The 20193-nt window shown below is 49.7% G+C and carries 20 protein-coding genes; 17 read left to right on the top strand and 3 right to left on the bottom strand.

The annotated features are described in order from the left end of the window. Positions 1-64 precede the first annotated feature (64 nt). Positions 65-1345, bottom strand: coding sequence for a citrate synthase (locus CWE07_RS00655; protein WP_111568006.1), 1281 nt, complete (start codon positions 1343-1345; stop codon positions 65-67). Between the two features lie 269 nt (positions 1346-1614). Then, positions 1615-1806, bottom strand: a complete 192-nt coding sequence (locus tag CWE07_RS14445; protein WP_241974014.1) for a hypothetical protein — start codon at positions 1804-1806, stop codon at positions 1615-1617. Here CWE07_RS14445 and sdhC point away from each other — a divergent pair. From sdhC to CWE07_RS00610, 9 genes are all read left to right on the top strand, one after another. Further along, positions 1748-2083, top strand: a complete 336-nt coding sequence (sdhC, locus tag CWE07_RS00650) for a succinate dehydrogenase, cytochrome b556 subunit (RefSeq protein WP_241974003.1) — start codon at positions 1748-1750, stop codon at positions 2081-2083. The two genes, CWE07_RS14445 and sdhC, sit on opposite strands and share 59 nt — an antisense overlap. Then, positions 2077-2424, top strand: a complete 348-nt coding sequence (gene sdhD, locus CWE07_RS00645; RefSeq protein ID WP_111568004.1) for a succinate dehydrogenase, hydrophobic membrane anchor protein — start codon at positions 2077-2079, stop codon at positions 2422-2424. The genes sdhC and sdhD overlap by 7 nt, the downstream gene beginning before the upstream one ends. Position 2425: 1 nt before the next feature. Further along, on the top strand, positions 2426-4186 hold the full coding sequence (sdhA, locus tag CWE07_RS00640; RefSeq protein WP_111568003.1) for a succinate dehydrogenase flavoprotein subunit: 1761 nt from the start codon (positions 2426-2428) through the stop codon (positions 4184-4186). 12 nt (positions 4187-4198) lie between these two features. After that, entirely contained in the window at positions 4199-4912 is a 714-nt protein-coding gene (locus tag CWE07_RS00635; RefSeq protein WP_111568002.1) for a succinate dehydrogenase iron-sulfur subunit, read from the top strand. A 42-nt stretch (positions 4913-4954) separates the two neighbouring features. Continuing rightward, positions 4955-7762 (top strand): 2-oxoglutarate dehydrogenase E1 component, encoded by a 2808-nt coding sequence (locus CWE07_RS00630; RefSeq protein WP_111568001.1) that lies wholly within the window; start codon positions 4955-4957, stop codon positions 7760-7762. Between the two features lie 13 nt (positions 7763-7775). Beyond that, the gene (gene odhB, locus CWE07_RS00625) at positions 7776-9335 is read left to right on the top strand and encodes a 2-oxoglutarate dehydrogenase complex dihydrolipoyllysine-residue succinyltransferase (protein WP_111568000.1); all 1560 of its coding nucleotides are present in this window, start codon (positions 7776-7778) and stop codon (positions 9333-9335) included. 129 nt (positions 9336-9464) lie between these two features. Beyond that, positions 9465-10634: an ADP-forming succinate--CoA ligase subunit beta gene (gene sucC / locus CWE07_RS00620; protein WP_111567999.1), complete on the top strand. Its 1170-nt coding sequence runs from the start codon at positions 9465-9467 to the stop codon at positions 10632-10634. Then, positions 10631-11503, top strand: coding sequence for a succinate--CoA ligase subunit alpha (gene sucD, locus CWE07_RS00615; RefSeq protein WP_111567998.1), 873 nt, complete (start codon positions 10631-10633; stop codon positions 11501-11503). The genes sucC and sucD overlap by 4 nt, the downstream gene beginning before the upstream one ends. Before the next feature lie 124 nt (positions 11504-11627). Then, positions 11628-12395, top strand: a complete 768-nt coding sequence (locus CWE07_RS00610) for a DUF481 domain-containing protein (RefSeq protein ID WP_111567997.1) — start codon at positions 11628-11630, stop codon at positions 12393-12395. Here CWE07_RS00610 and CWE07_RS00605 read toward each other — a convergent pair. Then, positions 12392-13294: a LysR family transcriptional regulator gene (locus tag CWE07_RS00605; protein WP_111567996.1), complete on the bottom strand. Its 903-nt coding sequence runs from the start codon at positions 13292-13294 to the stop codon at positions 12392-12394. The genes CWE07_RS00610 and CWE07_RS00605 overlap by 4 nt on opposite strands. A 112-nt stretch (positions 13295-13406) precedes the next feature. Between CWE07_RS00605 and CWE07_RS00600 the strand changes: the two genes are divergently transcribed. From CWE07_RS00600 to CWE07_RS00565, 8 genes are all read left to right on the top strand, one after another. After that, on the top strand, positions 13407-14639 hold the full coding sequence (locus CWE07_RS00600; protein WP_111567995.1) for an acyl-CoA dehydrogenase family protein: 1233 nt from the start codon (positions 13407-13409) through the stop codon (positions 14637-14639). Then, a complete protein-coding gene (locus CWE07_RS00595; RefSeq protein ID WP_111567994.1) occupies positions 14636-15721 on the top strand; it encodes a phosphotransferase family protein in 1086 nt (361 codons plus the stop codon). Before CWE07_RS00600 ends, CWE07_RS00595 begins: the two co-directional genes overlap by 4 nt. After that, on the top strand, positions 15721-16443 hold the full coding sequence (locus CWE07_RS00590; RefSeq protein WP_111567993.1) for a histidine phosphatase family protein: 723 nt from the start codon (positions 15721-15723) through the stop codon (positions 16441-16443). The genes CWE07_RS00595 and CWE07_RS00590 overlap by 1 nt, the downstream gene beginning before the upstream one ends. A gap of 36 nt (positions 16444-16479) precedes the next feature. Then, complete coding sequence (locus tag CWE07_RS00585; protein ID WP_111567992.1) at positions 16480-17235, top strand: SDR family oxidoreductase; 756 nt, start codon at positions 16480-16482, stop codon at positions 17233-17235. 122 nt (positions 17236-17357) lie between these two features. Beyond that, on the top strand, positions 17358-17738 hold the full coding sequence (locus CWE07_RS00580) for a hypothetical protein (RefSeq protein WP_126818947.1): 381 nt from the start codon (positions 17358-17360) through the stop codon (positions 17736-17738). A gap of 3 nt (positions 17739-17741) precedes the next feature. Next, entirely contained in the window at positions 17742-18488 is a 747-nt protein-coding gene (locus CWE07_RS00575; RefSeq protein ID WP_198679873.1) for a 5-oxoprolinase subunit PxpA, read from the top strand. A gap of 51 nt (positions 18489-18539) precedes the next feature. Beyond that, positions 18540-19244: a 5-oxoprolinase subunit PxpB gene (gene pxpB, locus CWE07_RS00570; RefSeq protein WP_111567989.1), complete on the top strand. Its 705-nt coding sequence runs from the start codon at positions 18540-18542 to the stop codon at positions 19242-19244. Next, on the top strand, positions 19244-20182 hold the full coding sequence (locus CWE07_RS00565; RefSeq protein ID WP_157983190.1) for a 5-oxoprolinase subunit C family protein: 939 nt from the start codon (positions 19244-19246) through the stop codon (positions 20180-20182). The genes pxpB and CWE07_RS00565 overlap by 1 nt, the downstream gene beginning before the upstream one ends. The last annotated feature ends 11 nt before the right edge of the window (positions 20183-20193 follow it).

Here is a 20193-nt window from a genome sequence, read left to right as displayed (position 1 = left end):
ATACAAGCAAATAAAAACGGACACCGAGGTGTCCGTTTTCGTTTCAGTCAATCTATACGCGTGATTAGCGCTTAATTGGCGTGAAGTCGCGTTTGGTTTCACCAGTATATAGCTGGCGAGGACGACCAATCTTCTGGCCTTTTTCGCCTAGCATTTCATGCCAGTGAGAAATCCAGCCTACTGTACGCGACAGGGCAAAGATAACGGTGAACATGCTAGTCGGAATACCAATCGCTTTAAGAATGATACCTGAGTAGAAATCTACGTTCGGGTACAGTTTCTTCTCTACGAAGTACTCGTCTTCCAGAGCAATACGCTCAAGCTCCATCGCAACGTCCAGCAACGGATCATCGATGTTCAGCTCTTTCAGTACGTCGTGACAGGTGTCACGCATCACAGTTGCGCGTGGGTCAAAGTTTTTATAAACACGGTGACCAAAGCCCATCAGACGGAACGGGTCGTTCTTGTCTTTAGCTTTTTCAATGAACTCAGGAATACGATCAACTGAACCGATTTGGGCTAACATTTTCAAACATGCTTCGTTCGCACCGCCGTGTGCAGGTCCCCACAATGACGCGACACCTGCTGCAATACATGCATAAGGGTTAGCACCAGAAGAGCCAGCTAAACGCACGGTCGAGGTTGACGCGTTTTGCTCATGATCAGCATGCAAGGTGAAGATACGGTCCATCGCTTTGGCGATAGTTGGGCTAATTTTGTATTCTTCAGCAGGTACTGAGAACATCATGTTCAAGAAGTTCTCTGCGTAGCTTAGGTCATTGCGTGGGTAAACAAACGGTTGACCAATGCTGTGCTTATAGCACATTGCCGCAATAGTCGGCATTTTCGCAACTAAGCGATAAGCGCTGCGTACGCGTTGCTCTGAATCAGAAATATCTAAATCGTCGTGGTAGAACGACGACAACGCACCGACGATGGCACATAACATGGCCATTGGGTGCGAATCACGGCGGAAACCGTTGAAGAAATTGTGAATACCTTGATGCACCATAGTGTGCTTGGTGATGGTGTTCTTAAATTTCTCATATTGCTCTGCGTTTGGTGCTTCACCATGAATCAGCATGTAGCACACTTCCAAGTAATCGGCTTTGGTTGCTAGCTGATCAATCGGGTAGCCGCGGTGTAATAGCACACCTTTCTCACCATCAATGTAGGTGATTTTAGATTCGCATGAACCGGTTGCTAAAAAGCCTGGGTCAAAGGTGAAATAGCCGTGTTTGCCAAGGGTACGTACGTCTACAACATCGTATCCTGCGGTAGGCGACAAGACTGGAAGCTCAATGCTTTTGCCGTCGATTTGCAGGGTGGCTTTACGGTCAGCCATAAGGAGATCTCCTTGCTTTCGTTAGGTTTCGAAATGGTTTCGAATCAAAAAAGTGCGCTAGTTTTACTCGATCTGACGGTGCTTTGTCAATTTTGGGTAAACACCTGTTTAGAATTTAACACCGTATTAGTGTAGCAGTTTTAGGCGTACTTCACGGTATATTCATAGTAATAGTTTTTATGCTGAAAAGTTTGCATCTAAATAATCGACTTTAGTCGTATATTAACCCGGCAGCGTGCGTCCATCCCTTAGAAACTGTACGCCGAGGATTAAAAATCCGAAGGTGTAGGGAATTGTAATTGTGTGCTGCGCTGGATATACTTCACGGACTCTTCATTCTGTGCTTTTAAAAAGGCAACAATCGTGAAAAAACAAAGACCTGTTAATTTAGAACTATCTACAATGAAGTTCCCGCCGTCAGCGATCGCTTCAATCTTGCATCGCGTCTCGGGTGTCATCATGTTAGTGACCGTTGGCTTTTTGGTGTGGTTGTTCGCAATTTCACTCTCATCGCCGGAAGGTTTTGCGCAAGCTCAGCAAGTTTTCGCAAACCCTGTGGTTAAGTTTGTAGTCTGGGGGATTCTGACTGCATTCGGTTATCACCTGCTGGCTGGTTTGCGCCACATCATGATGGATTTGGGCTATTGGGAAGAACGTGAGTCAGGCAATCTGAGCGCGAACATTTCAATTGCATTAGCCATTGTATTATCAGTCCTGGCCGGAGTTTGGTTATGGTAAAAGTTGCATCTACTTTTGGTCGTAGCGGCACGCACGACTACGTTTTGCTGCGCGCGAGCGCGGTAATTTTGGCTACTTATTTGCTGTTCTTAGTCAGCTTTCTGGTAGCGACACCCAATTTGACCTTCGAAGTGTGGACCGGACTGTTCGGTAACCTTTGGATGAAAGTTTACACCTTACTCGCATTGACTGGTTTGTTGGTGCACGGCTGGATTGGTATCTGGCAGGTGTTGACTGACTATGTCAAAAATTCCCTAGGTCGCGGTGTATTACAATTTATCGTCAGTGTGGCGTTAATTGTGTACTGGTTAGTCGGCCTATTTGTGTTGTGGGGTGTATAAAATGAAAGAACTTAGCTTTGATGCTGTAGTAATTGGTGCTGGTGGCGCGGGTATGCGTGCAGCACTCCAGATCTCACAGCAGGGCATGACCTGTGCCTTGATGTCGAAAGTATTCCCGACCCGTTCGCACACGGTGTCTGCGCAAGGTGGTATTACCGTTGCTTTAGGCAATGCGCACGAAGATAACTGGGAATGGCACATGTTCGATACCGTAAAAGGTTCGGATTACATTGGCGACCAAGACGCAATTGAGTACATGTGTAAGACGGGTCCAGAAGCCATTCTTGAGATGGAAAACATGGGCTTGCCATTCTCGCGTTTCGAAAACGGTAAAGTGTACCAGCGTCCATTCGGTGGCCAGTCAAAAGAATTTGGTGGCGAGCAGGCTGCGCGTACTGCGGCTGCAGCTGACCGTACCGGTCACGCTTTATTGCACTTGTTGTATCAACAAAACGTGAAAAACAAAACCACCGTATTTTCTGAGTGGTACGCACTTGACCTGGTTAAGAACCAAGATGGCGCAGTGGTTGGTACTACGGCGCTACACATTGAAACCGGTGAAGTGTATTTCATTAAAGCTAAAGCAGTTGTACTAGCGACTGGTGGTGCAGGGCGTATTTATGCGTCTACCACGAATGCTCACATTAACACAGGTGATGGCGTCGGTATGGCGTTGCGCGCAGGCGTGCCATTACAGGACATGGAAATGTGGCAGTTCCACCCAACCGGTATCGCCGGTGCGGGCTCGTTAGTGACTGAAGGTTGTCGTGGTGAAGGTGGTTACCTGTTGAATAAAGACGGGGAGCGCTTCATGGAGCGTTATGCACCGAACGCCAAAGACTTAGCTGGTCGTGACGTGGTTGCTCGTGCAATGATGAGCGAAATCCGTGAAGGCCGTGGCTGTGAAGGTCCTTGGGGCACGCACATTAAACTGAAACTTGATCACTTAGGGCGTGACGTACTTGAGTCTCGTTTGCCAGGTGTATGTGACTTAGCGAAAACCTTCGCTCACGTTGACCCGGCAGAAGAGCCGATTCCAGTGATTCCAACCTGTCACTACATGATGGGTGGTATTCCAACGGACGTAAATGGTCAAGCGCTACAAATTGATGCGAATGGCCAAGCGACGCCAATCCAAGGCTTGTTTGCATGTGGTGAGATTGCCTGTGTATCAGTGCACGGTGCGAACCGCTTAGGTGGTAACTCATTGCTTGACCTAGTGGTATTCGGTCGTGCAACGGGTCTGCATTTAGGTGAAGCGTTAGCAGCAAACGTAGAAGCACGCGAAGCTTCTGCCAGCGATATTGAAGCTGCCATGGCACGTACTAATCGCTGGGAAAACACCCAACAAGGTGAAGACCCTGCACAGATTAAGAAAGATCTGCAAAATTGCATGCAAATGAACTTCTCGGTATTCCGTGAAGGTGACGCCATGGAAAGTGGCTTGCAGGAATTGAAAGAAATTCGTGAGCGCTTAAACAATGCTCGCTTGGACGACACCAGCTCTGAGTTCAACACTCAGCGTATCGAGTGTTTGGAATTAGACAACTTGATGGAAACTGCCTATGCAACAGCGGTTGCAGCAAACTACCGTCAAGAAAGTCGCGGTGCGCACAGCCGTGCTGACTTCCCAGACCGTGATGATGAAAACTGGCTAGTACACACAGTGTTCCGTCCAGAAAATGATTCTATGGTGAAGCGTGAAGTGAATATGTCGCCGAAGACTCGCGAAGCGTTCCCACCTAAAGCGCGTACTTACTAAGAGGGCTTAACGATGAAAAAAATTACCTTTTCGGTCTATCGTTACAACCCTGATGTCGATGCTAAGCCTCGCATGCAGGATTACACCCTGGAAATGGAAGAAAACCAGGACATGATGGTATTGGAAGCGCTGATTAAGCTGAAAGAGCAAGATCCAAGCTTAGCGTTTCGCCGCTCATGCCGTGAAGGGGTGTGTGGGTCTGACGGCTTTAACATGAACGGTAAGAACGGCCTTGGCTGTATTACGTCAGTGTCGTCATTGAAATCAAACAAAATTGTCGTGCGTCCATTACCTGGCTTGCCGGTCATTCGTGACCTTATCGTTGATATGGAGCAATTCTATCATCAGTATGAGCGCGTCAAGCCGTATTTGATTAACGACAGCAAGACGCCGCCTGCGCGCGAGCATCTGCAGAGTCCAGAAGAGCGTGCTAAGCTTGATGGTCTGTACGAGTGTATTTTATGTGCATGTTGTTCGACGTCGTGTCCATCATTTTGGTGGAATCCTGATAAATTCGTCGGCCCTGCAGGCCTGTTGCATGCGTATCGCTTCTTAGCGGATAGCCGTGATACAGCGACTGAGCAGCGCTTAGACGAATTGGACGACGCCTTTAGCGTGTTCCGTTGCCACGGCATCATGAACTGCGTTAACGTGTGTCCTAAAGGATTGAACCCGACCAAAGCAATCGGTCACATTAAATCTATGCTATTGAGCCGTGCGGTGTAATCCACCGCCGTTTTTTGCTAGTTTCAGATGAAAGGAAAAGCAATGCAAGATGGTGCAATGCAAGCCTGGATCGAGTCTTCTCACTTAGCTGGTGGCAACATCGGCTACATTGAGGACCTCTTTGAGCTGTATTTGGATGACCCGAGCGCCGTCGGGGATGAATGGCGCGAATTCTTTGATGGCATGCCAACTAGTGGTGTGGATATCAAACACAGCGAAGTGCGTGAACAGTTTCGCGAGATGGCTAAAAATAAGTTGAAGCTTTCAGGCTCGGCGAATGCCGGCAACTCTGAAATGTCAGAGAAGCAAGTGAAAGTTTTGCAGCTAATTAATGCCTATCGGTTTCGCGGTCACCAACACGCCAATCTCGACCCTCTAGGCTTGTGGAAACAAGAGCAAGTTGCAGACTTAGCTCTTGAGCACCATTCGCTCAGCAAAGATGATTACGCGACTGAGTTTAATGTTGGATCTTTGGCAATTGGCAAAGACACTGCAAAGCTTGGCGACATTCACGCTGCACTTGAGAAAATCTATTGTGGTTCGATTGGTGCTGAGTACATGCATATCGTGTCCACTGAAGAGAAACGTTGGATTCAACAGCGTTTGGAATCTCAATTAGGCCAGCCTAAGTTCGACGCAGACATGCAAAAGCGTTTGCTTCAAGAACTTACCGCAGCAGATGGCTTGGAAAAGTATCTTGGTTCTAAATTCCCGGGCGCCAAGCGCTTCTCCCTTGAGGGTGGCGACAGCTTAGTCCCGCTTATCAAAGCCTTGATCCATCGCGGCGGCGAGAATGGTGCCAAAGAAGTGGTCATCGGTATGGCGCACCGTGGTCGTTTGAACGTCCTGATCAACGTGCTGGGTAAGCATCCCCAAGAATTATTCAATGAGTTTGCCGGTTTAGGTATCAAATCAGAGAAATCTGGTGATGTGAAATACCATATGGGCTTCTCTTCAGATTTTGCCACCAAAGGCGGTAACGTCCACCTTGCACTAGCATTCAACCCGTCACACCTGGAAATTGTGAACCCGGTTGTTATGGGCTCTGTGCGTGCACGCATGGAACGCCGTGGCTGTCAGGACGGTAGCCAAGCGTTACCTATCACAATCCATGGCGATGCGGCGATTGCGGGCCAAGGTGTGGTACAAGAGACCTTTAACTTGTCACGCACTCGCGCCTTTGGTGTCGGCGGTAGTATTCGTATCGTGGTCAACAACCAGGTTGGCTTTACCACGTCGAAGCAAGAAGACGCGCGTTCAACGCAGTATTGTACGGATATTGCGAAAATGGTGCAGGCTCCGATTTTCCACGTCAACGCCGACGATCCTGAAGCGGTTCTGTTCGTGTCTCAACTAGCCGTTGATTACCGCAATGCGTTCAAGCGCGACGTGGTGATTGATTTGGTATGTTACCGTCGTCATGGTCACAATGAAGCGGATGAGCCGAATGCGACTCAGCCACTGATGTATCAAAAGATTAAAAAGCACCCAGTTCCACGTGAGCTGTATGCAAAACGTCTTTTAGAAGCCAAAGTGATTGACGACAAGTTCGCCAAGCAGTTAGTGGCGGATTACCGTGACGCCCTGGATAAAGGCGATTGCGTAGTCGAAGAGTGGCAGCCAATGAAGGCCCATTCAGTGGACTGGTCGCCGTTTGTCGATAACGACTGGGACGTCGACTACGACTCACGTATGACTGTTGAAGAACTTGAAGACTTAGCCTTGAAGGTGAGTCATGTACCTGAAGGCTTCAAGTTGAATTCACGCGTGGCCAAAGTGTACGAAGAGCGTGTCAAAATGGCCAACGGTGAGCGTAAGCTCGACTGGGGTATGGCTGAGATGCTGGCGTACGCGAGCCTGGTCAAGCACGGTCATGGTGTGCGTATGGTTGGTCAAGATAGCGGCCGCGGCACATTCTTCCACCGTCATGCGGTTCTGCACAACCAAAAAGACGCGAAAACCTATATGCCGTTGCAGCACATTGCTGACAATCAGGCCAAGATTGAAATCTATGATTCTGTCTTGTCTGAAGAAGCGGTTATGGCGTTTGAATACGGTTACGCCACGGCTGAGCCGAATACATTGCCAATTTGGGAAGCGCAATTTGGTGATTTTGCCAACGGTGCCCAAGTGGTGATCGACCAGTTCTTGAGCTCAGGTGAGCAGAAGTGGGGACGCTTGTGTGGCTTAACGTTGTTGTTGCCGCACGGTTACGAAGGCCAGGGCCCTGAGCATAGCTCAGCGCGTCTCGAACGCTTCTTGCAATTGTCAGCGGATCACAACTGGTCCGTGTGTACACCGACAACACCTGCGCAGGTGTACAACATGATTCGCCGTCAACAAATTCGTCCGGTTCGCCGTCCGTTAATTGTGATGACGCCGAAATCGTTGTTGCGCCATGCCGATGCCGTGTCTTCCCTTGAAGAATTAGCCGATGGTGTGTTTTATAATGTAATCGGTGAAATCGACGAGCAAGACGCGAAGAAGGTGGAGCGCGTTGTTTTCTGCGGTGGTAAAGTGTATTACGACTTGCTGAAACAGCGTCGCGAGCAAGAACTGAATAATATTGCGATTATTCGCATTGAGCAGCTGTATCCTTTCCCGCATCAGGAAATGGCCGATGTGTTGAAGCAGTACCAGCATGTGAAAGATTTTGTTTGGTGTCAGGAAGAGCCTCAAAACCAAGGCGCTTGGTATTGTTCACAGCATCACTTCCGTGAAGCAATTCCTGAAGGTGCCAAGTTGTCTTACGCTGGTCGAGCCGCTTCTGCGTCTCCAGCCGTAGGCTACGCCTCAGTGCACAAAGAGCAGCAAGAAAAATTAGTCAACGATGCGCTAACCATTAAATAGGTGAAATTTAACGATGGCGATTGAAATTAAAGTACCTGAATTACCTGAATCCGTTGCAGACGGAACGATTGCGACCTGGCACGTGAAAAAGGGTGACAAAGTCACTCGTGACCAGAATCTGGTAGACATCGAAACTGACAAAGTTGTATTGGAAGTTGTCGCAGAAGCGGACGGTGTGATTGGCGAAATTAACGCCGAAGAAGGTGACACTGTTGAAAGTAAAGCCGTGATTGGCACTATCGTTGAAGGCGACGGCGAAGCTGCTGGCTCAGACGACGATGCTGACGATGCCGAAGACGCAGAAGCAGACAGCGCTGATGATTCAGACGAAGAAGCGGAAGACGAAGGTGCAGAAGCGTCTGGTGAAAGCATTGAAGTGAAAGTGCCTGAATTACCAGAGTCAGTGAGCGATGCGACGATTGCTACATGGCACGTAAAAGCAGGTGATAGCGTGAGCCGCGACCAAAACTTGGTCGATATCGAAACCGATAAAGTGGTGCTTGAAGTTGTTGCTGAAGCTGACGGTGTATTGGCTGAAATCATTCACGACGAAGGTGCCACTGTGGGTGCCAAAGACGTGATTGGCGTGATCACCCAAGGTACTGCGAAGCCAGCTAAGAAAGCGTCGAAGTCTGCGAGTAAAGCAGAGACTTCGTCTGCATCTGATAGCGACAAAGACAGTTCAGACGCTGTGAGCCCATCGGTTCGCCGTTTGCTTAAAGAGCATGATTTAGACGCGTCTGATGTCAAAGGTACGGGTAAAAATGGTCGTTTGACCAAAGAAGACGTGGAGAAGCACGTGAAGAATGCAAAAGACGCCCCAGCTAAGCAAGAATCTAAGCCAGCGTCAGCGCCTGCATCTGCGGGCGGCGACCGTACCCAGAAACGTGTGCCAATGACACGTTTGCGTAAGCGTATTGCAGAGCGCCTGTTAGGTGCTAAGAACGATACCGCGATGTTGACCACGTTCAATGAAATCAACATGAAGCCAATCATGGACTTGCGTAAGAAGTATCAGCAAGAGTTTGAAGAGCGTCATGGTACGCGTCTAGGCTTTATGTCGTTCTATGTGAAAGCTGTGGTTGAAGCATTGAAGCGTTTCCCTGAAGTAAACGCGTCAATTGACGGCGACGATATCGTGTATCACAACTATTTTGACGTCAGCATTGCTGTGTCAACGCCGCGTGGTTTGGTCACTCCAGTACTGCGTGATTGCGACAAAATGAGCTTGGCTGATATCGAAAAAGGTATCAAAGACCTAGCAATTAAAGGTCGTGACGGTAAATTAACATTGGATGAAATGCAGGGCGGTAACTTCACTATCACCAATGGTGGTGTGTTCGGTTCGTTGCTATCGACTCCAATTTTGAATCCACCGCAAAGCGCAATCTTGGGCATGCACAAAATCCAAGATCGGCCAATGGCGGTAGATGGCAAGGTCGAAATCCTGCCAATGATGTACTTAGCGTTGTCGTATGACCACCGCATCGTTGATGGTAAGGAATCGGTTGGCTTCTTGGTCACCGTGAAGAACTTGCTGGAAGACCCACAGCGTCTGCTTCTGGACGTTTAAGGGGAAGACCGCAGCCGCAGTGTAAACTGCGGCTGTTATTTTTGCGTCCAAGGGCTTATAATCCGACGCGAAATTCGGGTAAGCAGCTACGGCTGCTTTCATTTTGAATGAACAGATGGAAAAAGCATCATGAATTTGCATGAGTATCAAGCAAAGCAGCTATTTCGTGAGTTCGGTTTGCCAGTATCAAATGGTGAAGCGGTAGACTCAGCGGATGCAGCTGTTGAAGCAGCCAAAAAAATTGGCGGCGACAAGTGGGTAGTTAAGTGTCAGGTTCACGCTGGTGGCCGCGGTAAAGCGGGCGGTGTGAAGCTGGTTTCAAGCTTGGACGAAGTTCGTGGCTTTGCGGATAAGTGGCTAGGTCAAAACTTAGTGACCTATCAAACAGACGAAAATGGTCAGCCAGTAAGCAAAATTTCAGTGGAAGATTGCACTGAAATCGCTCAAGAGCTTTACTTGGGTGCTGTGATTGACCGTGCAACTCGCAAAATCGTTTTCATGGCCTCGACCGAAGGTGGCGTGGAAATCGAGAAAGTTGCAGAAGAAACTCCAGAGAAAATCTTAAAAGCAATTATCGACCCAACGGTTGGCGCATTGCCTTACCAAGGTCGTGAGCTTGGCTTCAAGCTAGGTTTGAACCCTGAGCAAGTGAAGCAATTCACCAAGATTTTCCTAGGCCTTGCGAAAATGTTCGAACAGTACGATTTCGCGTTGTTAGAAATCAACCCATTGGTTGTGACTGACAAAGGCGACTTGCACTGCTTAGATGGCAAAATCAACATCGATAGCAACGCATTATATCGTCAGCCTAAAATCAAAGAATTCCACGACCCTTCACAGGAAGATTCTCGTGAAGCGCATGCAGCGAAGTTCGAACTGAACTATGTAGCCCTTGACGGCAACATCGGCTGTATGGTCAACGGTGCTGGCTTGGCGATGGGTACTATGGACATCGTTAAGTTAAGCGGTGGCGAGCCAGCTAACTTCCTTGATGTTGGTGGCGGAGCAACCAAAGAGCGCGTTTCTGAAGCGTTCAAAATCATCCTGTCTGACGACAACGTGAAAGCGGTGTTCGTTAACATCTTCGGCGGTATCGTTCGTTGTGACATGATCGCAGAAGGTATCATCGGTGCGGTTGAAGAAGTCGGCGTAAAAGTACCAGTGGTTGTTCGCCTTGAAGGTAACAACGCAGAACTAGGTACTGAGAAGCTGAAAGAAAGCGGCCTGAACATTATCGCTGCTACCAGTCTGACTGACGCAGCACAGAAAGTAGTTGAAGCTGCAGGAGGCCAGGCATGAGCGTATTAATTAATAAAGACACTAAAGTCATCTGTCAGGGTTTTACTGGCGGTCAGGGTACTTTCCACTCTGAGCAAGCGATTGCATATGGCACGCAAATGGTCGGTGGTGTGACGCCAGGTAAAGGCGGTCAGACTCACTTAGGTTTGCCAGTGTTCAATACAGTTGCAGAAGCCGTCGAAAAGACTGGCGCAACCGCGACTGTTATCTATGTGCCTGCACCTTTCTGTAAAGACTCTATCATCGAAGCGGCTGACGCGGGTATCGAATTGATCGTTTGTATCACCGAAGGTATTCCAACTATCGACATGCTGTACGTGAAAGAGTACTTGGATAACAAAGGCGTACGTATGATCGGTCCAAACTGCCCAGGTGTGATCACGCCGGGTGAGTCTAAGATTGGTATCATGCCAGGTCATATCCATAAGCCAGGTAAAGTGGGCATCGTTTCACGTTCTGGTACTTTGACCTATGAAGCAGTTAAGCAGACTACGGACGAAGGTTTCGGCCAATCAACCTGTGTTGGTATCGGTGGCGACCCAATTCCTGGCTCTAACTTCATCGACATCCTGGAGATGTTCGAAAAAGATCCGCAAACTGAAGCTATCGTCATGATCGGTGAGATCGGCGGTACAGCTGAAGAAGAAGCGGCAGAGTACATCAAAGCCAATGTAACTAAGCCAGTGGTTTCTTACATTGCGGGTGTAACTGCGCCTCCAGGTAAGCGCATGGGCCATGCCGGTGCAATTATCGCAGGTGGTAAAGGTACCGCTGACGAGAAATTCGCAGCCCTTGAAGCAGCTGGCGTAAAAACTGTACGCAGCTTGGCTGATATCGGTAAAGCATTACGCGAGAAGACTGGCTGGTAAGCTTGTTCCGAATGCGAAAGCTTTCATCTAAGCGCTTCTTCGGAAGCGCTTTTTTTCACCTAAAAATTGAATAAAAACGTGGTTTCAGCGGACGAGGGCACGTGAATAAAAGCTAAGGTGCAACATGAAGTATGCTTTAATTTGGCCAGCAATTGGGCTTCTTTCGCTTGCCAGCTTACCTGCTCAAGCAATTATTAACATCGAAGAAATGCGCATGGATGAAACTAAACCAGGGTGGGCTTCGAGCAGTACCTTAACGTTTAGCGGCAAGCGCGGAAATATTCGTGAAGACAAGCTAGCCCTGAATGGTGGTGTGCAATGGAACCGTGACGACCTGCAAGTGCGTAATTTGCTATTGTTCACGCTAAATCGTTCGAGTGCCGAGGGCACAACCTTCTCGCGTGACTCATTTGTCCATGTACGCCACACTCGACAGCTTGATGAAACTATCGCGTGGGAGCTATTTGCACAGCATCAAGATGAACCACTGAATGACGACTATCGTCGCCAGTTAGCGGGTACCAACGCAAGGTTTCGTGTTGATCAACGCTTTATTCATGGGTATTTCGGTGCGGGTGTGATGTACGAAGAGCGCCGAGTGGTGCCCGGCGCCAACGTTGAAGTGAGCCGTGAAGACTGGCGTTTTAACTTTTACCTCAATTCCCGCTATCAACTGAGCGATAACGCCGAGCTCGCCGCAAGTTTCTATGTACAACCCAAAGCCAGTGACGTCAGTGACATTCGCAGTATCGTCAATGTGGGTATCACCAGCCGTGTCACACGTTTGTTTTCACTGACGTTAGACATGAGCTATAGCAATGAAAGCGAGCCATTATTTGGCCAAAGCCATGACGAATGGACCTATAGCATGGGCGTCAACCTACGTTTTTAGTCCCGCGCAATATCCACCAACGTTTGGCGTAACCAAACGTTGGCTGGGTTATCATGGTCGCGCTGATGCCAGTACAGGTGCAGGTCAATAGCTGGCTGGGTAAACGGCAATGCCTGTAAGTGCAACTGGTACTGGGCGGCCAAGCGCACGGCAACCGAGCTCGGTGCGGTCAAACACAACTGACTTTGGGCAACAATTTGCGCTGCGCTTTGATAGCTTTGGCAGCGCATCACAATGTCGCGCTCTATCCCTGCTTGTAAAAAGCTTATATCTTCTAACACGATACCGTGTGCGCGACCCGACACGGCTATGTGCTGTTGTTCAATATACTGAGTTGCACTATACAAAGTGACCGGTTGTGCGCTCAATATCATCAGTTTATCTTGGATCAGACGCTGATGTTGCACTGGGCTTGCAACAGGGCGCGCAACGTCAATAATCACATCAAGTTCTCGTCGTGCCAATAACTCACTGGCCTGTTCACGCACAAAAGGTACGCTACGCAGTTGGCAGTGAGGCGCCTGTGTCTGTATGTAATGGTGCAACGCGGGCAATAGCGTCGCTTCGAGAGCGTCAGGCATACCAAGCTTAAATGTGACCTGTGCTTGATGAGGGTTGAACGACTGCGGACTTGCAAATAACGTTTGCATGGCATCCAAGTGCTCCACCAACGTAGGCGCGATGCTGGCACATAAGGCGGTGGGCACCAAGCGCCGGCCATGGCGCTCAAACAAGGGGTCGTCAAAGTAATCACGTAAGCGCCGCAATGCGTGACTTACTGCAGAAGCTGACAATGCCAAATGATCAGCCGCCAAGCTCAATTGGCGCTGAATATACACTTCACGTAATACCCGCAATAAATTTAAGTCGAGTTGATTAAAACGCTGTTGGGTATCCATGATGTCTCCGTAATAACATGAATAGAATTCAAGTCTACACGTTAATGAAATTCACTTCATTCATTAAGTCAATGGCAGTAGGATGCAGTAAACACGCAGCAGAGGTCTGACCATGAATTTTGAGCAGGATTCAACAACGCAAGCATTTAGCCAACGTATTCAATCGTTTATGCGCGAACATATTGAACCCTTTGAGGCTGAATATCACCAGTGGAATCATGTCAATGAACATGGCGATTGGCGACAGTGGTCGTTGCACCCCAAAATAGCTGAACTCAAAGCCAAAGCGCGTGAGGCAGGGCTGTGGAATTTGTTTTTACCGGATGCAGAACTTGGTCAGGGGCTCAGTACGATTCAATACGCACCGTTGGCTGAAATGATGGGGCATAGCCTGATAGCACCGGAGATTTTTAATTGTAATGCGCCTGACACCGGCAATATGGAAGTTTTGTACCACTTTGGCAGTGACGCCCAGAAGCAACACTATTTAGTCCCATTATTAGCAGGCGAAGCACGCTCCGTGTTCTGCATGACAGAGCCCGAGGTCGCCTCTTCCGATGCGACCAATATGGCAGCGACTATTGTCGAGCAAGGCGACGAGGTGGTGATTCATGGGCGTAAATGGTGGTCCACAGGGTTAGGCCACCCAGACGCGCAATTTGCAATTGTCATGGGGCTGTCGCGACCACAAGCCGACAAGCACCAGCGTCACTCTATGGTGATAGTGCCGCTGAATACCCCAGGGGTAAAAATACAACGCATGTTGCCAGCCTTTAACAGCTTTGATGCGCCTTATGGCCATGGCGAAGTGGTCTTCGATAATGTGCGGGTCGCCAAGTCGCAGGTGATTGGTGATCTTGGAATGGGCTTCGCGATTGCCCAAGGGCGTTTAGGCCCTGGCCGCATTCACCATTGCATGCGTGCGTTAGGCGCAGCAGAACGTGCGTTGAGTTTAATGATTCAACGCGCAATGGCTCGCCAAGCCTTTGGGCGACCTTTGATTGAACTTGGCGGTAACGCGGAGCGTATCGCGCAGCACCGCATGGCTATTGACCAAGCGCGGCTTTATACCCTAAGTGCGGCAGATAAAATTGATCGCTTGGGCGTGCGCCACGCGATGAGTGAAATTTCAGGTATTAAAGTGGTGGTGCCCAACGTACTGCAGCAAGTAGTCGATGATGCGATTCAAATGCATGGCGGCGCCGGTATGAGTAATGATGTGCCGCTCGCCGCTTTATATACGGTGGCGCGTGCGCTGCGTTTAGCCGACGGCCCGGATGAAGTGCATCGTGCAATGGTGACTAGAACCGAGCTAAAACGTTATCGCCAAGGAGGTGGTGAATGAACTCTGTGATTGACCAAGGGCAGCAAGTCCGCAGTGCCGAGGCCTTTGATCCTGCGCCAGTTACGGCATGGTTACAAGGCAAGGTTGAGGGTTTACAAGGTGAACCTGAAGTGACTCAGTTTACCGGTGGTGCGTCAAACTGGACGTACCGATTGGATTACGGCACACCAGCCCATGATTATGTGTTGCGAAGAGCGCCGGCTGGCACGAAGGCGCGCTCAGCCCATGATATGCAACGTGAATATGGGCTGCAAAAAGCGTTGCGTGAGGTATTTCCATGGGTACCAGAGATGGTGGGCTATTGCGCTGATCCTGAGCTGATTGGCACCGACTTCTACGTGATGCAGCGCATTGCAGGGGTGATTCCGCGGAAAAATTTACCCAAAGGACTAAATTTGAGCAGTAGCCAAGCGCAGCAATTGTGCTATGCCATGTTGGATAAATTGGTGGCGCTGCATCAAGTAGACATTCATAACTCAGGCTTGCAGGAGTTCGGTAAAGGCGAAGGTTATGCGCAGCGCCAGATTGAAGGTTGGGCAAAACGCTTTCAGCAGGCGCGTACCTGGAATGTCCCATCCGGCCAACGTATTATAAATTGGTTGCGAGCGAACATGCCTGAGACTGAGCGTCTGTGTATGACGCACAACGATTATCGCCTGGATAATTTGATTCTGAACCCAAATGACGCGACCGATATTTTAGCGGTGTTAGACTGGGAGTTAGCCACCATTGGTGACCCGCTGATGGAGGTTGGCAACATGCTGGCCTATTGGACTCAGGCGGATGATGACCCGATTGCACGCTCAATTCGGCGCCAACCCACACATCTACCAGGCATGCTGACACGCCAGCAAATAATTCAGTATTACTGTGACAAAGCTGGGGTTGAAGTCGATAGCTTTGCCTTCTACGAAGTGTACGGATTATTTCGTTTGTCAGCTATCGTGCAGCAAATCTACTATCGCTATCACCATGGGCAAACACGCAATAAAGCATTTAAAAATTTTTGGTTCTTAGTGCATTACTTACACTGGCGCTGTCGCAAGGTGATGCGCGCGCACCAACGCCAAGGGCGACGTTAATGCCAAGTATTTATTTAATGCGTCACGGCCAAGCATCATTTTACAGCGCCGATTATGACCAACTGAGCCCAGTAGGCGAGGAACAAGCGCGTTTCAACGGCCGCTGGCTGGCACAACAGGGCAAGGTGCCCAAGCTTATTTTTCACGGTAGTTTAAAGCGTCAACGGCAAAGTGTGACAGCCTTGCTGGAAGGGCTGCAAGCAGGCGGTCATGCTTCGCTACCTAGCGTGTATGAAGACCCGGCATGGAATGAGTTTGATCACTTGGCAGTGTTGCAAGCGCATGCGCGGCATGCGGGGCCGTTAGCACAGTTGATGGACAGCATTCCCGAAACGGCGGTCGCGCAACGTGAAGCAGCATTTAGCGATTACTTTAGTGCAGCGATGGCTCGCTGGGTCACACATCAGACAGCAGCAGGGGAGCAAACCCTGTACCCTGAAACGTTTAGCGCCTTTGAAACACGGGTGAAACAAGCGCTGCAAAAAGTACATCAACATAACCAAGATCGCATGCTGGTGGTTACCTCCGGTGGGCCTATCAGTATGGTGGCAAAGCAGCTCATGCAATTGGATACACGTGCAGCCCTTGAGCTTAATTGGCGTTTGGTGAATGCAGGGCTGACTAAGTTGGGTTGGCGGGCAGGGCGAGCACCGCAACTGATTAGCTTGAACGAACACATGCATTTTAGCGGCAAGCAGGCGCACCTGCTGACGGCTCGCTAAGTCGTTTATATCTATGGACACAGAACAGGATTGATCATGCCAACGTTACGTAAAAATATCATTATTACCGGCGCAAGCTCTGGCTTGGGCGAAGAAATGGCACGCCAATTTGCCGCCAAGGGCCGCAATTTGGGCTTGTGTGCCAGACGCACCGAGCGTTTAGATGCATTAAAACATGAGCTGGAACAAGCGTATCCGGGCATTCAAGTGCTGGTGAAAGCACTGGATGTCAATGATCACGATGCGGTGTTTCGTGTGGTCGAGGAATTTAAGCAGGAAATGGGTTACATTGACCGTTTTATTGTGAATGCGGGTATGGGGAAAGGCGTTGGTATCGGCAAGGGCGGTTTTCATGCCAACAAACAAACGGCGATGACCAATTACATTGCAGCATTGGCGCAGTGTGAAGCGGCGATGGCGGTGTTTCGAGAGCAAAACGCGGGTCATTTGGTGACCATCTCATCGATGAGTGCAGTGCGTGGGATGCCAGGGGCGATGACGGCTTATGCCTCAAGCAAAGCAGGGCTTGAGTCATTGACTGAGGGCATTCGCTCTGACGTACTACGCAAACCGATTGAAGTCAGTTGTATCATGCCTGGGTATATTCGCTCTGAGCTGAATGATAAGGTCAAAGACACCCCATTTATGATAGATACGGTGCCTGGGGTGCGGGCGATGGTAAAGAGTATCGAGAAGGAAGTGCCAAGTGCTGCAGTGCCTTGGTGGCCATGGGCACCGCTTGGCTTTGTGATGCGTCGCATTCCATTGACTTGGATGCGCAAGCTATTTTAGCCTTTGAGTTAGTGTCTTGTAACGATGCCGAAATCAAATAAAGCCGACTGCGACCATAGTCGGCTTTGTATTTTGTTCAGCCTTTGGCATCATAGTAACTCCTTAGCTTTGAAGCGATGATTATGAATATACAAAAGACCATTGCAGCAGTGACTGCGCCTATCGGGATGATTTTCTTACTCAGTGACCCACAAGACTTAGCCAACCTGATTGCGAGTACTGGGCTGAATTGGCATGGAGTATTTATGCCCATCGCCATCGGTATTATTTTTGGTTGCTTAGCGGGGTTGTTGAAATTTGACCGCGTGCAAAAGCTTGCAGTGCCAGTGGTGTATGTGACCACAGCGTTAGTGTCCTTCGGTATCATTGCTTCGGTGGCGATTTACTTCGAGCACGGACATTGGTTTTTAGCCCAGCCTACTCTATGGTTAGTGGCGGTTGGCTTTGGTTTGTATGCGTTTATTCGCACACAGGCGCAGTTCTCACAAAAACGTGAAGCATAAATGTTGAAACTAAATTGCGATTTAGGCGAAAGTTTTGGCGCTTGGTCGATGGGGTTGGACGCCGATATTATGCCGCTGATAGACCAGGCTAATATTGCCTGCGGTATGCATGCATCAGACCCCGATACTTTATTGCGCACGGTACGCTTGGCTCAGCAGCATGGGGTTGAAATAGGCGCGCATCCCGGTTATCCGGACAAGCAAGGGTTTGGACGCCGTCCGATGGGCTTAAGTGCCGACCAGGTGTACGCCACTGTGCTGTATCAAATTGCTGCGATTGCAGGGGTTGCGCAAGCACAGGGTGCACAGGTCGGGTATGTTAAACCGCATGGTGCGCTGTACCATGCAATGATGAATGATGAGCCGACACGCCGCGCGATATATCAGGCCGTAAGTGATTATCCAACGCCGTTAGCTTTAGTGATGTTAGCCAACCCCAATCGCACTCACTTCATTGATGAAGTCGCGAGCGGCGACTATCCAGGTTTAACGTTACGTTTCGAAGCCTTTGCAGACCGGGCTTACGCTGATAATGGTCAATTGCTTGCACGCGATCAGCCAGGCGCTGTACATCAACACTTAGACGCCATTGTTGCCCAAGCAAAGACTATTGCAGAGCAGCAACAAGTGACAACAGCGACTGGGAATACCATTGCGCTAGCTGCCGACACATTATGTGTACATGGCGATAATCAGGCGGCTTTGGCGGCAGTGAAAGCCATTCGCCACATGTTACAAGGCCCATCATAATTCGGCTGACCATTAGGGTCGGCCCTGATTTTTTATCAAAGGGATGACCCAATGCGTGTTAACCGCCCGCCTTATAGCTTTGAAATTGCAGGAGTCAACGCACTGCTGATCCGTTTTGGTGATCAGTTGAATCCGAACTTGCCTGTTTATTTGCAAGCGTTACGCCAGCACTTATTAACTCAATATGGGCATATCGTTGCCCAGGCTGTGCCTGCCTATACTACGCTGCTGGTTGACTACGACCCGCGCCAATGTCGAATGTATGATTTGCAGCAGCTACTCGAGCGGGCAATTACCGAGGTAGACGATATCGCGCCGCAGCCGGAGAGTCAGCGCAGTATCGATATTCCTGTGGTGTATGGCGGCCAGCATGGCCCAGACCTAGCCTATGTGGCCGAGCAAACAGGATTAAGCGAAGAGGATGTGATTCAAGCCCATAGTAGCGCTGAGTATTTGGTGTACGCATTAGGCTTTGCACCTGGGTTTAGCTATTTGGGTACGTTGCCAGCCGAGCTACAATTACCGCGCCGAGCGACCCCTCGCCAGCAAGTGCCTGCCGGTAGTGTCGCCATTGCAGGACAACAAACTGCCGTCTACCCGCAAGCATCGCCTGGTGGTTGGCATATATTAGGTTATAGCCCAATACGCTGGTTTGATCCTGACAGCGAACCGATGACGCCGTTACAAGTCGGTGACCGTGTACGCTTTGTCGCGATCGCCGAAAATGATATTGCAGCATGGAAGGCAGCGCACTGATGAAAGAGATAGCAACTGGATTTCGGGTCTTAAAAAAAGGCTTTTTTGCGTTGGTACAAGACCCGGGGCGCTTCGGTTACGAACATATTGGAGTTACCCATGGTGGCCCTATGGACGCGCTTGCAGCAAATTGGGCCAACCGCTTATTGGATAACCCTGCCAGTGCCAGCGTGCTGGAGATAACCGCTGGTGGGCTTGAGCTTGAAGCGCGCACCAACTGCATGATTGCGCTCACTGGCGGGGATTTAAACTTAACCATCAATGGTCGTCCGCAGGTGCCATGGCGCAGTGTATGGGTATGTGTCGGCGATAAGCTTAAATTTGGTTACCCGCGTTTAGGTTTTCGCGCTTATTTAGGCGTGAAAGGTGGTTTTCAGGTGAAGCCTCAACTTAGCAGTTGCGCCACTGTGCCGCGCGATCAGCTTGGCGGCGTGCATGGCAATGGTGAGCCATTGCATGAAGGTGATATGTTGCCGGTGGCGATGCAGCACGAAGAGGGCATTGCAAGGCAATTACCGCAACGCTTCATGCCGGATTATAGCGGCGCACTGACCATCCATATTATTCCAGGTTATCAGCAACAAAAATTTAGCCGCAGTGCCTGGCAGCAATTGCTGACCCAACCCTTTGAGTTAGACAAGCGCAGTGACCGAATGGGCGCTCGCATGCAAGGCGAAGCGATTACTAGCCCGGCCATAGAATTGTTGTCCGAGCCATTGAGTTATGGCGCGGTGCAAATTCCGCCAGATGGGCAACCGATAGTGATGCTGAATGATCGCCAGACCCTTGGCGGTTACCCCAAAGTAGGTAATATCCTGCCGTTAGATGGTTTTGCGTTAGCGCAGCGACAGCCAGGCACACGGATTTACTTTAAACCGATTGGGTTAACCACAGCACAGCAGCAAATGCGCCGATATCTGCGCTTTTTCGGCTTGTAAGCGAAGCGTTT

The organism is Aliidiomarina maris, from assembly GCF_003987335.1.
GTDB lineage: Bacteria > Pseudomonadota > Gammaproteobacteria > Enterobacterales > Alteromonadaceae > Aliidiomarina > Aliidiomarina maris.
This window is presented reverse-complemented; position numbering and strand designations above follow the sequence as displayed.

Coding starts and splice junctions, on each gene's coding strand:
- CWE07_RS00655 (WP_111568006.1), bottom strand. CDS start 1,345: ATGGCTGACCGTAAAGCCACCCTGCAAATCGACGGCAAAAGCATTGAG.
- sdhC (WP_241974003.1), top strand. CDS start 1,748: ATGAAGTTCCCGCCGTCAGCGATCGCTTCAATCTTGCATCGCGTCTCG.
- CWE07_RS14445 (WP_241974014.1), bottom strand. CDS start 1,806: ATGATGACACCCGAGACGCGATGCAAGATTGAAGCGATCGCTGACGGC.
- sdhD (WP_111568004.1), top strand. CDS start 2,077: ATGGTAAAAGTTGCATCTACTTTTGGTCGTAGCGGCACGCACGACTAC.
- sdhA (WP_111568003.1), top strand. CDS start 2,426: ATGAAAGAACTTAGCTTTGATGCTGTAGTAATTGGTGCTGGTGGCGCG.
- CWE07_RS00635 (WP_111568002.1), top strand. CDS start 4,199: ATGAAAAAAATTACCTTTTCGGTCTATCGTTACAACCCTGATGTCGAT.
- CWE07_RS00630 (WP_111568001.1), top strand. CDS start 4,955: ATGCAAGATGGTGCAATGCAAGCCTGGATCGAGTCTTCTCACTTAGCT.
- odhB (WP_111568000.1), top strand. CDS start 7,776: ATGGCGATTGAAATTAAAGTACCTGAATTACCTGAATCCGTTGCAGAC.
- sucC (WP_111567999.1), top strand. CDS start 9,465: ATGAATTTGCATGAGTATCAAGCAAAGCAGCTATTTCGTGAGTTCGGT.
- sucD (WP_111567998.1), top strand. CDS start 10,631: ATGAGCGTATTAATTAATAAAGACACTAAAGTCATCTGTCAGGGTTTT.
- CWE07_RS00610 (WP_111567997.1), top strand. CDS start 11,628: ATGAAGTATGCTTTAATTTGGCCAGCAATTGGGCTTCTTTCGCTTGCC.
- CWE07_RS00605 (WP_111567996.1), bottom strand. CDS start 13,294: ATGGATACCCAACAGCGTTTTAATCAACTCGACTTAAATTTATTGCGG.
- CWE07_RS00600 (WP_111567995.1), top strand. CDS start 13,407: ATGAATTTTGAGCAGGATTCAACAACGCAAGCATTTAGCCAACGTATT.
- CWE07_RS00595 (WP_111567994.1), top strand. CDS start 14,636: ATGAACTCTGTGATTGACCAAGGGCAGCAAGTCCGCAGTGCCGAGGCC.
- CWE07_RS00590 (WP_111567993.1), top strand. CDS start 15,721: ATGCCAAGTATTTATTTAATGCGTCACGGCCAAGCATCATTTTACAGC.
- CWE07_RS00585 (WP_111567992.1), top strand. CDS start 16,480: ATGCCAACGTTACGTAAAAATATCATTATTACCGGCGCAAGCTCTGGC.
- CWE07_RS00580 (WP_126818947.1), top strand. CDS start 17,358: ATGAATATACAAAAGACCATTGCAGCAGTGACTGCGCCTATCGGGATG.
- pxpB (WP_111567989.1), top strand. CDS start 18,540: ATGCGTGTTAACCGCCCGCCTTATAGCTTTGAAATTGCAGGAGTCAAC.
- CWE07_RS00565 (WP_157983190.1), top strand. CDS start 19,244: ATGAAAGAGATAGCAACTGGATTTCGGGTCTTAAAAAAAGGCTTTTTT.